15 protein-coding genes, 1 tRNA gene and 2 pseudogenes are annotated in these 13,958 nt (G+C 35.4%); 13 read left to right on the forward strand and 5 right to left on the reverse strand.

Annotated features, from left to right (window positions below; all coding sequences use genetic code 11):
• Positions 1-71 precede the first annotated feature (71 nt).
• The 4 genes from sirA (at position 72) to J2Z40_RS03890 (ending at position 4,527) form a co-directional block, all read left to right on the forward strand.
• Positions 72-509, forward strand: coding sequence for a sporulation inhibitor of replication protein SirA (gene sirA, locus J2Z40_RS03875; RefSeq protein ID WP_066393835.1), 438 nt, complete (start codon positions 72-74; stop codon positions 507-509).
• A gap of 89 nt (positions 510-598) precedes the next feature.
• Complete coding sequence (locus tag J2Z40_RS03880; protein WP_066393840.1) at positions 599-814, forward strand: YneF family protein; 216 nt, start codon at positions 599-601, stop codon at positions 812-814.
• Positions 815-977: 163 nt separating this feature from the next.
• Positions 978-2,729, forward strand: coding sequence for an ABC transporter transmembrane domain-containing protein (locus J2Z40_RS03885; protein WP_066393843.1), 1,752 nt, complete (start codon positions 978-980; stop codon positions 2,727-2,729).
• Positions 2,730-2,733: 4 nt separating this feature from the next.
• Positions 2,734-4,527 carry an ABC transporter ATP-binding protein gene (locus J2Z40_RS03890; RefSeq protein WP_066393845.1) on the forward strand — a complete coding sequence of 598 codons (1,794 nt, stop codon included), beginning with the start codon at positions 2,734-2,736 and terminating at the stop codon, positions 4,525-4,527.
• Positions 4,528-4,578: 51 nt separating this feature from the next.
• Here the strand turns inward: J2Z40_RS03890 and J2Z40_RS03895 are convergent, their stop codons facing one another.
• On the reverse strand, positions 4,579-4,809 hold the full coding sequence (locus tag J2Z40_RS03895; protein ID WP_342590314.1) for a Spo0E family sporulation regulatory protein-aspartic acid phosphatase: 231 nt from the start codon (positions 4,807-4,809) through the stop codon (positions 4,579-4,581).
• Positions 4,810-5,057: 248 nt separating this feature from the next.
• Between J2Z40_RS03895 and J2Z40_RS03900 the strand changes: the two genes are divergently transcribed.
• From J2Z40_RS03900 to J2Z40_RS03910, 3 genes are all read left to right on the forward strand, one after another.
• Positions 5,058-5,765, forward strand: a complete 708-nt coding sequence (locus J2Z40_RS03900; RefSeq protein ID WP_066393847.1) for a cytochrome c biogenesis CcdA family protein — start codon at positions 5,058-5,060, stop codon at positions 5,763-5,765.
• Between the two features lie 173 nt (positions 5,766-5,938).
• Positions 5,939-6,298, forward strand: coding sequence for a response regulator (locus tag J2Z40_RS03905; RefSeq protein WP_066393850.1), 360 nt, complete (start codon positions 5,939-5,941; stop codon positions 6,296-6,298).
• 115 nt (positions 6,299-6,413) lie between these two features.
• The gene (locus J2Z40_RS03910) at positions 6,414-6,905 is read left to right on the forward strand and encodes a CcdC family protein (protein WP_066393853.1); all 492 of its coding nucleotides are present in this window, start codon (positions 6,414-6,416) and stop codon (positions 6,903-6,905) included.
• Between the two features lie 595 nt (positions 6,906-7,500).
• Here the strand turns inward: J2Z40_RS03910 and J2Z40_RS03915 are convergent.
• Positions 7,501-7,938, reverse strand: coding sequence for a DUF2621 domain-containing protein (locus J2Z40_RS03915; protein WP_066393855.1), 438 nt, complete (start codon positions 7,936-7,938; stop codon positions 7,501-7,503).
• A 191-nt stretch (positions 7,939-8,129) separates the two neighbouring features.
• Between J2Z40_RS03915 and J2Z40_RS03920 the strand changes: the two genes are divergently transcribed.
• The 6 genes and pseudogenes from J2Z40_RS03920 to J2Z40_RS19725 all read left to right on the forward strand — a co-directional run bounded on the left by J2Z40_RS03920 (position 8,130) and on the right by J2Z40_RS19725 (position 12,015).
• Positions 8,130-8,226: transfer RNA gene (locus J2Z40_RS03920), tRNA-Sec, on the forward strand.
• A 356-nt stretch (positions 8,227-8,582) separates the two neighbouring features.
• Entirely contained in the window at positions 8,583-8,888 is a 306-nt protein-coding gene (locus tag J2Z40_RS03925) for a heme biosynthesis protein HemY (RefSeq protein WP_066393858.1), read from the forward strand.
• Positions 8,889-9,267: 379 nt separating this feature from the next.
• Positions 9,268-9,690, forward strand: a complete 423-nt coding sequence (locus J2Z40_RS03930; protein ID WP_066393861.1) for a MaoC/PaaZ C-terminal domain-containing protein — start codon at positions 9,268-9,270, stop codon at positions 9,688-9,690.
• Positions 9,691-9,718: 28 nt separating this feature from the next.
• Complete coding sequence (locus J2Z40_RS03935) at positions 9,719-10,507, forward strand: enoyl-CoA hydratase/isomerase family protein (protein WP_066393867.1); 789 nt, start codon at positions 9,719-9,721, stop codon at positions 10,505-10,507.
• Between the two features lie 95 nt (positions 10,508-10,602).
• Positions 10,603-11,577, forward strand: a pseudogene (locus J2Z40_RS03940) (AMP-binding protein); the annotation flags it as partial.
• A gap of 228 nt (positions 11,578-11,805) precedes the next feature.
• On the forward strand, positions 11,806-12,015 hold the full coding sequence (locus tag J2Z40_RS19725) for an AMP-binding enzyme (protein ID WP_245349978.1): 210 nt from the start codon (positions 11,806-11,808) through the stop codon (positions 12,013-12,015).
• A gap of 82 nt (positions 12,016-12,097) precedes the next feature.
• Here J2Z40_RS19725 and J2Z40_RS20135 read toward each other — a convergent pair.
• The 3 genes and pseudogenes from J2Z40_RS20135 to J2Z40_RS03955 form a co-directional block, all read right to left on the reverse strand.
• Positions 12,098-12,175: pseudogene (locus J2Z40_RS20135) on the reverse strand (helix-turn-helix domain-containing protein); the annotation flags it as partial.
• A 12-nt stretch (positions 12,176-12,187) separates the two neighbouring features.
• The gene (locus tag J2Z40_RS03950) at positions 12,188-13,228 is read right to left on the reverse strand and encodes a sigma-54 interaction domain-containing protein (protein ID WP_066393869.1); all 1,041 of its coding nucleotides are present in this window, start codon (positions 13,226-13,228) and stop codon (positions 12,188-12,190) included.
• Complete coding sequence (locus tag J2Z40_RS03955; protein ID WP_066393871.1) at positions 13,229-13,834, reverse strand: CBS domain-containing protein; 606 nt, start codon at positions 13,832-13,834, stop codon at positions 13,229-13,231. It abuts the gene before it with no gap.
• Positions 13,835-13,958: the final 124 nt, after the last annotated feature.

Consider the following 13,958-nt stretch of genomic DNA (forward strand, 5'->3'; position numbering starts at 1 on the left):
CAGACATAAACCTGTGTGACTATTCATTATAATAAGAAGAAAGGGGGATGTCCCAGAAGGAGAGGTTTTGGATGAGAGCTTATCAGTTGTATTTAATTGAAGAGGAGTTTGCTTCCCATTACTTTGGAAGGGAAAGGATGTTTTTTCAGTTATTTCAAGAATTTGAGAAATCATCCGGTACATTGAATGCAATCATTTCTAGACAAATTCAATATATTACAAAACCAATACCGGGATTAAAACTCCACCAATATATCAATCAGCAGCTGCACAGAAAGAATGACTTTCTAGCAGAAAAAGGTGCATACTACATAAAGATGGGAAAACGAAGCACAGCAAGACTTGAAGTGAATGATCAATCCCTTATATTAGAAGCAAATGGTAATTACGATGCTGAGACCGTGTTTTTTGAAGTTTTAAGGAAGAGTGAGGCTTCATTTTTAGCTATTGATTTGGCACATCAAAGATATGGCTGGCTAAAACCAATTAAAGAAAGAAAATTTGTCTAAAAAATAGAAGAAAATATGAAGCAAATATTGTATAATGACCTTTGGTTTAGTACACTGAAAGATAGACAACATGAAGGAGGAAATTTTGAATGTGGTATTATATTCTAGTCGGTACACTAGCACTTCTTGCTGGAGTAGCACTAGGATTTTTCATTGCTCGAAAATACATGATGAGCTATTTAAAGAAAAATCCGCCAATTAATGAACAAATGTTAAAAATGATGATGATGCAAATGGGTCAAAAGCCATCACAAAAGAAAATCAATCAAATGATGAACGCCATGAACAAACAGCAAACAAAATAATGGTGGACGAGCACTCGAATATGAGTGCTTTTTCTTTTCGCTATTTTAATGATATAATCTTCCTTATATTAAAAATATTTGTTAAACTATTTAAATAATTGAATGATACATTGTAAAACTAACTGATTTATTTGTGCTATTTACAATGACGGAGGACATTAGGATGAGGGTCTTTTCAGATTTAATGTGGTTTTTTAAACAAGAGAAGAAGGCGTATTTAACAGGGGTTATTTTGCTGTTATTCGTAGCGTTTTTTCAATTAATTCCGCCTCGTGTAATTGGTGTGTTCGTTGACCATATAAAGAATGGAACATTAACACTTAAAGGAATGCTTATATGGATTGGGGTTTTAGTTGCTTCAGCAGCCATCATGTATATTCTACGTTATTATTGGAGGATAATGATTTTTGGTTCTGCTGTTAAATTATCGAGACTCTTACGAAATAAGCTATATCATCATTTTACAAAAATGTCACCATCCTTTTATCAAAAAAAGCGTGTTGGTGATTTGATGGCACATGCGACGAATGATTTACAGGCCATTCAGCAGACGGCTGGATCAGGTGTTCTTACACTTGTAGATTCTTTGGCTACAGGTGGGTTTGTCATTATTGCTATGGCCACTACAATTAGTTGGAAACTGACGCTTATTTGTTTGATTCCTATGCCCTTAATGGCGATTTTAACAAGCTGGTACGGAACCATGTTACATAAAAGATTTCATAAAGCGCAAGAGGCCTTTTCATCTTTAAATGATAAAACACAGGAAAGTGTATCAGGAATCAAAGTAATTAAAACCTTTGGCCAAGAAAAAGAAGATATTGAGGATTTCAGAAAGCAGTCTGAAGATGTTGTAGAAAAAAACATTTCAGTTGCTAAAATTGATTCACTCTTTGATCCAACGATTTCTCTGATCGTCGGTATCTCATATTTCCTTTCCATTGTGTTTGGAGCGAAATTTGTACTTAATGATGAGCTTACAATCGGGCAACTCGTTTCCTTTACAACCTATTTAGGGCTTCTTATTTGGCCGATGCTGGCGTTTGGCTGGCTTTTTAATATCGTTGAAAGAGGGCGTGCGTCAAATGATCGTGTGACTGCTCTTCTTGCTGAAAAGATTGATATTCCAGATGATTTAGAGGCGCTTGAAGAAGTACCGAGTGGGGATATCGAATACCGTCTTACTGAATTTGTGTATCCAGATGAAAATGAACCTGTGCTTCAAAATATTCACTTTACTTTAAAGCAAGGTCAGACATTAGGGATTGTAGGGAAAACGGGAGCTGGAAAAACGAGCTTATTGAAATTGTTGCTTCGTGAGTTTGAAGGCTTTGACGGGTCCATTCAATTTGCTGGACATCCTTTATCAGAATATCGCATAGAGAGTTTGAGAGAGGCGCTTGGCTATGTTCCGCAGGACCACTTCCTGTTTTCGGCAACAGTTGCTGAAAATATTGCTTTTACAAACCCATTTGCAGAGTTGTCTGAAGTTTATGATGCTGCAAGAACAGCCCATATTCATGAGGATATTTTACAATTTACGGAAGGCTATGAAACAGTTGTCGGTGAAAGAGGAGTATCCTTATCAGGCGGACAAAAACAAAGGATATCGATTGCTAGAGCTTTAATGATGAACCCTGAAGTCTTAATCCTTGATGACTCTTTATCAGCAGTTGATGCAAAAACAGAGGAAGACATACTAACGGCCTTGAAGCAAAACCGTACAGGGAAAACAACCATTATTACAGCACATCGTCTAAGTGCCATTCAGCATTCTGATCTAATCATTGTTCTTGATGAGGGAAGTATTGTGCAAAGTGGAAATCATGAGAGGCTCATGCTTGAAAATGGCTGGTATAAAGAAATGTATTTGCACCAGCAGCTAGAAGAAATAGTGGAGCATGGAGGGAGCTGAGAATATGGATAAAACGCCGGAAATTAAAGGGAAAGACCAAAAAAAGATTCTGTTTCGATTATTATCTTATACAAAGCCGCATATGAAAACAATTATTCTCGCTTTCTGTCTACTCCTCATTACAACTGTTGGGGATATATTAGGTCCGATATTAATTAAGGTTTTCATTGATGATTATTTAACACCGCGCAATCTTGTATTCGAACCACTTTTTGCGTTGGCTGCAGCATATATAGGTATACAAATAATGAATGTGCTAGTTTCCTATTTTCAATTATTGAAATTTCAAGAGATTGCATTGAAGATTATTCAGCAGCTTCGAGTGGATGTATTTTCAAAGGTTCAGAAGCTTGGGTTGAAATACTTTGATCAAACACCTGCTGGCAGTATTGTTTCTCGCGTAACGAATGATACCGAGGCAATTAAGGATATGTTTGTGAGTGTATTAGTTACATTTATACAAGGGGCATTCTTAATTATTGGCATATTCATTGCCATGTTTATTTTGAATGTGAAGCTTGCCCTATTTTGCTTGCTTATTTTACCGCTGCTCTTTTTAATTATGCGGGCTTATCGGAAATATAGTTCAATATTTTATCAGAATTTAAGAGAACGATTGAGTCAATTAAATGCAAAGTTGAGTGAATCCTTACAGGGGATGGCGATTATCCAAGTGTTTCGACAAGAACGAAGACTTCGGAAGGAATTTGGTGACATTAATGAACAGCACTATCAAGCTGGCATGCGTAATATCAAAATAGATGGCTTGCTTTTACGGCCTGCAATTGATCTCGTATATGTTTTTGCGATTATCCTCGTATTGAGCTTTTTTGGAATTACATCCTTTAGCAGTCCTGTAGAAATTGGGGTTCTTTATGCATTTGTTAGCTATTTAGATCGATTTTTCGAGCCTGTTAATAATATGATGCAGCGACTGTCTATGTATCAGCAGGCGATTGTTGCGGCTTCAAGGGTATTTATATTAATTGATGAAACAGAGCTAGCACCTGCTCAACAAGCGGATAAAACAAGTAAAATAGCAGATGGGGAAATAGAATTTCATAATGTTAGTTTTTCATATGATAAGCAACGTGATGTCCTCAAAAACATATCTTTCACTGCAAAGCCTGGTGAAACGGTGGCACTAGTCGGACACACGGGGAGTGGGAAAAGCTCCATTATTAATTTAATGATGCGCTTCTATGAGTTTGAACGAGGCGATATTTTAATTGATGGGAAATCAATTAAATTATATAGTGAAGATGAGATAAGAACAAGGATGGGGCTTGTTTTACAAGATCCATTTCTATTTTACGGAACGATAAAGGATAATATTCGCCTTCATAACCTGGAAATGACAGATGAAGAGGTTGAAGAGGCAGCACAATTTGTGCAAGCACATCTTTTTATCGAAAAACTGGACGATGGATATAGTCATAAGGTTGTAGAAAGAGGGTCTACTTTCTCCAGTGGACAAAGACAGCTGCTCGCTTTTGCCCGTACAATTGCAGCTAATCCCAAGATTTTAATTCTTGATGAAGCAACAGCGAATATTGATACTGAGACTGAAGAAGCGATTCAACTTGCTCTGGAGAAAATGAGAAAGGGAAGAACGACAATAGCGATCGCACATCGACTTTCCACAATTCAAGATGCAGAGTTAATTCTCGTGCTTCATCAAGGAGAAATTGTGGAAAGAGGAAATCACCAAGAGCTATTAGCTAAGCGTGGACTGTATCATAAAATGTATCTGTTGCAAAATAGTGCTGTGGAAAGAGTGGAAGATGTCGTAAGCTAATTAATTGTAGAAAAGAGAAACCAGCTTGGCAATTTTAGCAAGCTGGTTTTTTTAATGAGTTGGAACTTTAGTATTGGAAATTTTATTATATTCGTTCAATAATCTATCCAGTTCTTGGCTATTTCTAACAGCTAATGAGGAAGTAAAACCATATTTTAGAGCAACCTGGATGAGCTCTCCTCTTTTTTGTTCAATTAATAGGATTAAATCTTGTTTGGACACATTTAAATTCCTTTCAACCTTTTTAACATAGCTGATTTTACATGAAATTTGTAAAATCATGAAAGATTCTAACAAATATTGTTAGGATATACTATAGTATAGCGAATGATCAATAGTAATTCAAAAGAAAAATAAGTGATTCTACATCTTTTTACAATTCGTTAACAAAAGAAAGGAAAATTTCTTGATTTCATGCGGAATGAAGGATATTTTATATAGACACAAATTGTTCAAAACTAAATATTATCTTTTCAACCGTAGTTTTGTTAGAATGGGGAATGAATTAGTACATACAGGAGAGGTTATAAATGACAGATTTAAATGTGTTTTTAGCATTAGGTGCTGGATTTTTAAGCTTTATATCTCCTTGCTGTTTGCCGCTGTATCCAGCATTCCTTTCGTATATTACTGGAATGTCAGTAGGTGAACTAAAAGAAGAGAATGCGATGCTTCAAAAGCGTAGCATGTTACATACACTGTTTTTTCTAATTGGGTTTTCTGTTATTTTTATCGCAATTGGTTTTGGTACATCTTTCATAGGTAGCTTTTTTGTTGATTATCAGGATCTGATTCGTCAGCTTGGGGCCATCTTTATCTTTTTCTTTGGATTGTTAGTAGTTGGTTTTCTTAAACCGGAATTTTTGATGAAAGAGAGACGATTCGAGTTTAAGAATCGCCCATCTGGTTATATTGGGTCATCCTTAATTGGGATGGCATTTGCTGCTGGATGGACGCCTTGTACTGGTCCGATTTTAGGTGCTGTTATTTCATTAGGAGCATCTAATCCTAATTCAGCCATGTTTTATATGTTTGCTTATATACTAGGCTTCGCTGTTCCATTTTTCGTACTGTCATTTTTCATTGGCAAAATGAAATGGATTCGAAAGCATAGTTTGAAAATTATGAAAATTGGTGGATATATAATGATGATAATGGGGGTTGTCCTTTTCTTTGATTGGATGACGGAAATTATTAAAATACTTACACCTATTTTTGGCGGTTTTACAGGCTTTTAACAATAAAATCCAGCTTAATAAAAGTGGATTGCGAATTTTGTCGTTCGATTTAATTGAAGTTTCAATTTATTTATTCTATATTATATAATATGTGTTTTTACTTTATATTTATTAAAAATTATATACTATCTAATAGATGAAACTTCTGTTGTATTGATCAAGGAGGAACAGCGATGGCAAGAATACTGATTATTGACGATGCAAAATTTATGAGAATGACTTTAACCAATATTCTTAAAAAAGCAAATCATGAAATTGTAGGTGAAGGTGAAAACGGAAAGGAAGCAATTGAACTTTTCGGAAAGCTGAATCCAGATTTAGTAACGATGGATATTACAATGCCTGAAATGAGCGGAATTGAGGCAGTGAAAGTAATAAAAAAGGAAAATCCGTCAGCTAAGGTAATTATGTGTTCTGCAATGGGCCAGCAAAAAATGGTCGTAGAAGCAATTGAAGCGGGTGCGAAAGACTTTATCGTTAAACCTTTTGATGAGGGACGCGTTTTGGATGCTGTAAATAGAGTATTAAGTTAATGTATAATATAAGCTGACTCGGTGGTTTTGCTATTTTCGAATAGCCACTTTTTGAGTTAGCTTTTTGTTTGTACTTTTAAAATGATGAAAATTTATTGGTTAAAGGATGGAAGAAATGGATTTTATTCTTATTACTTCAATTGGAGCAGTTGGTGTTGCGATTTTTGCGATGTTTGTCCGAATGAAAGCAGCAAAAAAACCAGCTACAGCAAAAAAGATCATTCTCCCACCAGTATTTATGAGCACTGGTGCGTTCATGTTTATATTTCCCTACTTTAGGGTTACTCCTATTGAAATTGTGGAGGCCGCATCAGTAGGTATGCTTTTTTCCATCTTGCTAATAAAAACCTCTAAATTTGAAATAAGAGAGAATGAAATATATTTAAAACGTTCAAAAGCTTTTATGTATATTTTAGTTGGTTTGGTTGTCATTCGAATGGCAGGAAAGCTAATATTAAGCTCATCTATTGATTATGGTGAATTAAGTGGGATGTTCTGGATTTTAGCATTTGGAATGATCGTTCCATGGCGAGTAGCTATGTACTATAATTTTAAAAAGCTCCAAAAAAATCTCTACGAGTCAATGGAGACAAAGAGGACAATCTAAGAAAAAGGCTACCAGATTCTAAATAAGTGGTTCAGTTATTGTGGAGAAAATCTAACATAACAGGATAAATAGCATTTGAATCCACACAATAAAGCCCAGACCTTATATGGCTCTGAGCTTGTCTTTTTTGAATCATTTATTTTGCGGATTGAGAATCCCTTATTCTGCAAATAGTCCCCTATTTCATCGCAGTTGCGGACACCAGTTCCTTTATTTATTCAAAATCACACAAAATAGCTTCAAAGTAACTAAATAACGGAAAGGGAGTCCGTTTACTTACAAAAATCATAGGTTTTTATTGAAATAACGAAACGTACGTTCGTTTATATTTCCTAATGTCAAATAACAACCGTAATCGCATCAAAAATAGTCAACGGACAACAGTTATTGTCATCCAGTTAATAGGTATACTATTTCAAATGATCAATCGTTAATGAAAACAAGGGGAACCCTTACATATCAACAAAAAGCCGAGTATAAATCCTTTCCGTTTTTATACTCGATTTCAAATGCGATTTTTAGTGTTTCTCCACGTTATCTGAACTACTTAGTCTCTAAATTGGTAGCCTTTTAATATGAAAAACCACTCTAGTTATTATTCAGAGTGGTTAAAATAATGCTCATAAGCCGTATAATTTATTTGTTTTTCGGTTAATTTCTTTTTAAGAAATTTATGATCTCTCTTTGGTGTTGCTAAAATATACCCACGAATGACTAAATCCTGGCTAATTATTGGTGCATCTTCCTTTAAAGCAAGCTCACCAATTTTTCCTGCAATTTTATGACGGGCTACATCCCTAAATAATTCAGGAACAGGGCTTACTAAATCCTCTAGTAAAACTTTTTCTTCCTGACTCCAAAGATGTCTTGTATTATCTACATAATGTTCTTCCCAGTCCATATCTGATTTTCCATCTTCTTTAGGCATCTTTTTCAAAAACTTACGGAACATAAAGAATCCGCCGATTGCCATTGAACCAGCAAAAATAATAATCCAAGCTAGGATGAACCACAAAAACCAACCTTCAAGCATATTCTCACCTACAAATCATTTTTCATACATATATTATAATCCCTTGTCTATTCCAAAGACAAGGGAACGACCCCCAGAAAACTTCGGATAAAGTGAAACTTGTTACATGGCGTTCAACTATTATAATATGTTCACAAAGTTGCCCTTGTATGTTTCATATCAAAATAATATAATAGAATATGTTCTATAATGGGGCTGAATGGGGTTCTGGTGTCCTCCGTAGTCTTCAAAACTATCTGTGACCTGCGTGCCAGGTCAGCTGGGTTCGATTCCCAGGCGGTCCCGCCAAATACTTGAATAGCATACTGTCATTTTTTTAGCGGACTTCTATAAAATGATTCTAGAAGGAGTTCTGCTCTTCGGGCAAGTCCTTTATTTTCCTATAAGTTTAATTCTTCAGAATTGCTCAAGCATGTGAGCAATTTTTTTGCATTTTATAATAAAATACTCATTTTTAAAAGAGTGGTGTTATTTATTCACATATTTAAATTAGCATCCATGTTTGTGAAAACAGCCTAATAAAATAGTTTCAGTGAAAAAACTGTTTTTCAATCGTATGTATCAAATGATAGTGAATGGGTATATAGTTAGTGTGTATTGATTTATTGAAAGTAGAAACTACATATTTATACGGAGGAATTTTTATGAAATGTAAAATTAATCGAAATGCTGCAAAAGTGTTAAATAACATGTTAAGTTCAGAAGATGCTAAAGGAAAGAGTATTCGTGTATTCATTACTCATATGCATGGGGATCATGCCCATTATGATTTGAAACTTGATACCCCAACTGAGCATGATGAAGTAGTTACAACAGATAAGGATATTGATATTATCTTGGACAAGCGAGAAGAATTTTTGGATGGCGTCTGGATCAAATATTTCTATGTGCCGCAAGAAGGATTTGAAATTACGAATCCTGCAAAAGATTTTCATGGACATCATCATTAAATAGTAGAGTCGAACAATTTAATGATCTATTTTCTTTCTGAGATGGATCAATCGAAATAAGACATGTAAGAAGGAAAGTGCGTATTAGAAAAAGCCTGAACTTCTGTGTGAAACACACAGGAATTCAGGCTTTTTTGATAGTTATATTTTAATACGGCATGGATCTACAAGTAATTTAATACATATTAGTGGCAAGTGTTAATATTTCCAATAAAACGCACGTTAGAAAGTTTATTTGATTAAAAACTGTAAAGTAACATTAACAACGATTTGTTAATGTTACTTTACAGTTTTTTTATTTCTCATAGAAAAGATGATTGCTAGTACCTTTCTAGGTTGGCATGATATTTGCTTCTAAGTTAATTAGAGGTGATTACAGTTGAAATTTGATGAGTTTTCCATTGGACAGATGTTTGAGACACCGTCATATAAGATGAATACGGAAGAAATCATGACGTTTGCCTCGCATTTTGACCCACAGTACATGCACGTGGATGAGGAAAAAGCGAAACAGAGTCGGTTTAAAGGAATTATTGCATCAAGGCTACATACATTGAGTATTTCTCTTAAGCTATGGAATAAATTGGGGGTTTTTGGTGATGATGTGATCGCAGGTACGGGATTAAATAATCTTAAATTCATCAAACCAGTTTATCCGGAAGATGTCTTATGTGTTAAGGCTACAATTATTGAAATGAAAAAAAGAAAGGCGGAAGGAGAGATCACTTTAGCGCTTTCTACCTTTAAGAATGTCGATGAACAAGTGTTACAAACAGAACTGTCCGCATTAATTTCAAGATAGTATTTTAAATTGGAAAGGAGTTACGACTTTGAGTTATCAGACAATCGTATGTGAGAAAAGGCAGCAGACCGCTTGGATATTTTTAAATCGACCAGAAGAAATGAACTCTTTATCAATAATTTTAGTAAATGAATTTCTTCAAGTACTAAATGAAGTGGAGCAGGATGAAACAATCCGCGTCATCGTATTATCCGGGAAAGGAAAAACATTCTGTGCTGGTGCTGATTTAAAAGAGCTTTTAGTAAATTTAGATCAGAAGTCAGAAGGACAAAAAGGGATACTAGACATTGCGGGAAATATATTTGAACGACTTAACATTCTGTCGAAGCCACTCATCGCAGCATTAAACAGGATTACCTTAGCAGGCGGATTAGAACTTGCGATGACAGCTGACATTATCATTGCTTCTGATAAAGCAAAGATTGGGGATGTACATTCCAATTTCGGTGTCCTTCTAGGTGGTGGTGGAGCAGTTAGATTGTCTCGAATCATAGGTGTCAATCGAGCAAAGTACTTACTTTTTACAGGCGATTTTATTACTGCACAAGAAATGAAGGATTACGGCCTCGTACAGAAAGTAACTCCTGCGGATGAGCTCGAGGGTGTTGTTCAAGAATTAGCAGACAAACTTTCAGCAAAAAGCCCTCTTGTTTTAAAAGAGATGAAAAAACTAGTGAGAGATGGACTTGAACAACCGCTAGATATAGCCTTAAGACAAGAATTATTAGCTTTGAAAAATCATACACGTTCCCATGATTTCCAGGAAGGACTTTCCGCATTTGCAGAAAAACGAATACCAAATTATAAAGGATTTTAATTTTATTTAATGGGGGAAAATCAATGAATATTGTAAAAATGTTAGAGGTAAATACAGCCAGACATCCTGAGAAGGAAGCGATTATCTATAAGGATATGACGTATACCTATAATGAGTTTAATAAGAGTGTCAATCAATTAGCACATGGATTAGTGGCAAGAGGAGTAATTAAAGGCGATAAAGTTGCTTTAATGATGAAGAATTCCGATTACTTCGCCTTAGCTTATTATGCGTGTGCAAAAATTGGTGCCGTTCTTGTTCCTATGAATTTTCGTTTGTTGTCTAAAGAACTGAACTATATTATTACGCAATCTGATACTGTACACATTATTACCGATCAGGAATTTGAAAGTGTTATCTTACAGGCGATCGATAATAAAGAGCTAATACAAAATCTCATTTCTGTTCCTAAGGCAAGCAATGAGGCATTCCAATCCATCACTGATCTCTTCTCAAAAAATGATCAAAATCCTTCTATTGAAATTTCAGATACAGATGATTTGCATATTTTATATACATCTGGTACAACTGGTTTCCCGAAAGGGGCGTTATTTGACCATGAGCGTGTAAAATATGTAGCTTTACAATTTGTCATATCACTTGGCTATCACCCTGATGAAAGAATGATGAACATTGCCCCATTATTTCATTGTGCACAGTTAACTATTGGACTGATCAGTGGATTATATATCGGTGGTTTAACTGTCATTTACCGGGATTTTAATCCAATAGAAATACTAAGTGATATTAAAAAGCACAAAATTACAAGCTTCCTAGCAGTACCAACCATGCACATGGCCTTCCTTCAAATTCCTAAACAAGATGATTTTGATTTTTCTACTGTTGAGAAATTTATATATGGGGCAGCGCCGATGTCTGAAGCCGTTATAAGAAAATGCATGGGCGATTTTGGGTCTAATTAATTATATAGTTTATGCGGCCAAACGGAAGGTGGACCGAATGGCATCGTCCTCTATCCAAAGGACCATGAGAAGTATGCTGGAATGGCTGGAAGAGACTCTGCTATGTTTGCCGTCATTGATATTGTGAATGAAGACGGACATTCAACAAAACCTGGAGAGGTTGGGGAGTTCATTATAAAAGGACCGACAGTTATGAAAGAATACTATAAGAATCCGCTAGAAACGGAAGAAACGATTAAGAATGGCTGGCTACACACAGGTGATCTAGCTGTTAGAGATAAAGAAAACTATATTAAACTAGTAGATCGTAAAAAGGGTATGGTCATCTCTGGCGGAGAAAACGTATATACAGTTGAAGTTGAGAATGTGTTAGGAATGCATCCTTGTATTTTAGATCTGGCTGTAATTGGAACACCGGATGAAAGGTGGGGCGAGCTTGTCACAGCAGTTGTTGTCCTTAAAGAGGGGGAGCGAACAAGTGAACAAGAAATTATTGAATTTACAAAGAGCACTTGGCTGGGTATAAAGTGCCGAGAAGGATTATTTTTTCTGAAAGCTTGCCGAGAAATGCCTCTGGTAAGTTGATGAAATTCAAGCTTCGAGAAAATGTAAGGGTGTAAAAACAAAGTGGTCAACTGATCATGAATGAGGTCAGTTGCCCCTTATATTATTCCAAACAATATTTATTTATCTTCGCATAAAGCCAAGGCCGGCTGATATCTAGTAGTTTACTAGCTTTTGTTTTGTTCCACTTTGCTTATTTTAAAGCAGCAACAATCATTTCCTTCTCAGATTTTTGAAAAATTTCTTTATAAGTTGGGGATGGGTAGTGGGGATCTGCATTTTCTTTAAGTAAATCGTTAAATGTTGGTATGTCATCCCCATCAATATAATCACCTGTTTTTAAGTTTGCTGCTCTTTCGAGAACATTTTGTAATTCTCTTACATTCCCTGGCCAAGAATGTTTCATTAATTTGGTTAAAGCAGAATGGGTAATTCCCTTAATATAAAACCCACTCTGATTCAATCGATTAATCATTTCATATGTGATGTCAGGTAAGTCTACCATTCTCTTTCTTAATGGTGGAATATTTAGGCGAATAATATTTAATCGATAGTATAAATCCTCGCGGAACTTACCTTCACGAACTAACTGTTCAATGTTTTGATTTGTAGCTGCGATGATTTTCGTATTCAAGTGAATAGTTTTAGAACTACCAATCGGTTGAAATTCCTTTTCTTGTAACACGCGGAGGATTTTTGTCTGTAAAGGGAGAAGCATATCACCGATTTCGTCCAAAAAGATTGTCCCATTTTGAGCAAGTTCAAACTTCCCTTTCATTCCACCTCTTTTTGCTCCAGTAAAAGCACCGTCCGCATATCCGAAAAGTTCAGATTCTAATAAATCAGCAGGAATTGCAGCACAATTTACTTGAACAAAGGCGCCCATTTGTCCAGAAGACACATGAATTCCTTGGGCGAATAACTCTTTACCTGTTCCACTATCCCCAATAATTAAAACGGTCGACATGCTTTTAGAAGCTAAGGTTGCTTCATGTTTTATCTTTCTGATTGCTTCTAACTCTCCGGAAAAATCAAACAAGGTATATTTTGTTCCCTTTAAATCACTTATTTCAGTCTGATAGGCATTAACTTGTTTTTCTAATTTCCTAACCTTTGTTAATGCTGTATGTAAATGGGTTAGACCTCTGTATGTAACTTTACAAACAGCACTAATGGTCTCACCGTTTTTCATTATTGGCAAAATAGAAATAAGACATTGTTGTCCTTGGATCATTTAGTGCATATTTTGAATGCTAATCCCATTGTTAAGGACATTTTCGATTTCGAGTTCTGGAAACAATTTGGACGCAGATTTGTTTAGTATTTCTTGACCATTGATATCAAATAAATCAGTAAAGCCTTTATTTACCATCGTAATAGCAGCATTCTTATTCACGAGAATAATAGCATCATAGGCAAATTCAATAACAGAGTGTAGTTTCTGTTCCCATTCTTTCGTTTGACTTAGGACTATATTATACGAACTCAGTACTTGTTGTGTGGATAGGACTCCAATCGGCTTCATCCCTTCATCTACAACCGGCGCATGACCAATTTCATGTTTTAATAGTAAATCTCTGGTGCTTTCAATTGTCTCAGTTGGTCGGATAAAAATGAAATTAGGATTATAAAAATGGTCGATCGTCATATCGAAAGAGGGCTTTGTTGCGAGTATTCTAAATATCTTATTTTTGGTGATAATCCCAATCAATTGATTCGATTCATTAACAACTGGAAGTATATTGGAGTGTGTGTGGGTAAACAAAGGAAGCACATGATGCAGGTTGTCATTCGCTCTGCAGCAATGGAAATTGGTGGTCATAATATCTGAAACGAGCAATAAGATCCCTCCTCTTCTGATAATTGTATCATATGAAAATGTAAACATTAAAAATATTTTCTTAAATAAATTAACAATTTACAATTCAGTGTTAATAATTGTTTACACATTATGTGTGGGAAGA

This window comes from Cytobacillus eiseniae (assembly GCF_017874625.1).
Taxonomy (GTDB): domain Bacteria; phylum Bacillota; class Bacilli; order Bacillales; family Cytobacillaceae; genus Cytobacillus; species Cytobacillus eiseniae.

Bases quoted from the DNA above. Each gene is read 5' to 3' on its own strand.
- sirA (WP_066393835.1), top strand. From the start codon at position 72: ATGAGAGCTTATCAGTTGTATTTAATTGAAGAGGAGTTTGCTTCCCAT.
- J2Z40_RS03880 (WP_066393840.1), top strand. From the start codon at position 599: ATGTGGTATTATATTCTAGTCGGTACACTAGCACTTCTTGCTGGAGTA.
- J2Z40_RS03885 (WP_066393843.1), top strand. From the start codon at position 978: ATGAGGGTCTTTTCAGATTTAATGTGGTTTTTTAAACAAGAGAAGAAG.
- J2Z40_RS03890 (WP_066393845.1), top strand. From the start codon at position 2,734: ATGGATAAAACGCCGGAAATTAAAGGGAAAGACCAAAAAAAGATTCTG.
- J2Z40_RS03895 (WP_342590314.1), bottom strand. From the start codon at position 4,809: ATGATTTTACAAATTTCATGTAAAATCAGCTATGTTAAAAAGGTTGAA.
- J2Z40_RS03900 (WP_066393847.1), top strand. From the start codon at position 5,058: ATGACAGATTTAAATGTGTTTTTAGCATTAGGTGCTGGATTTTTAAGC.
- J2Z40_RS03905 (WP_066393850.1), top strand. From the start codon at position 5,939: ATGGCAAGAATACTGATTATTGACGATGCAAAATTTATGAGAATGACT.
- J2Z40_RS03910 (WP_066393853.1), top strand. From the start codon at position 6,414: ATGGATTTTATTCTTATTACTTCAATTGGAGCAGTTGGTGTTGCGATT.
- J2Z40_RS03915 (WP_066393855.1), bottom strand. From the start codon at position 7,938: ATGCTTGAAGGTTGGTTTTTGTGGTTCATCCTAGCTTGGATTATTATT.
- J2Z40_RS03925 (WP_066393858.1), top strand. From the start codon at position 8,583: ATGAAATGTAAAATTAATCGAAATGCTGCAAAAGTGTTAAATAACATG.
- J2Z40_RS19725 (WP_245349978.1), top strand. From the start codon at position 11,806: ATGCATCCTTGTATTTTAGATCTGGCTGTAATTGGAACACCGGATGAA.
- J2Z40_RS03950 (WP_066393869.1), bottom strand. From the start codon at position 13,228: ATGATCCAAGGACAACAATGTCTTATTTCTATTTTGCCAATAATGAAA.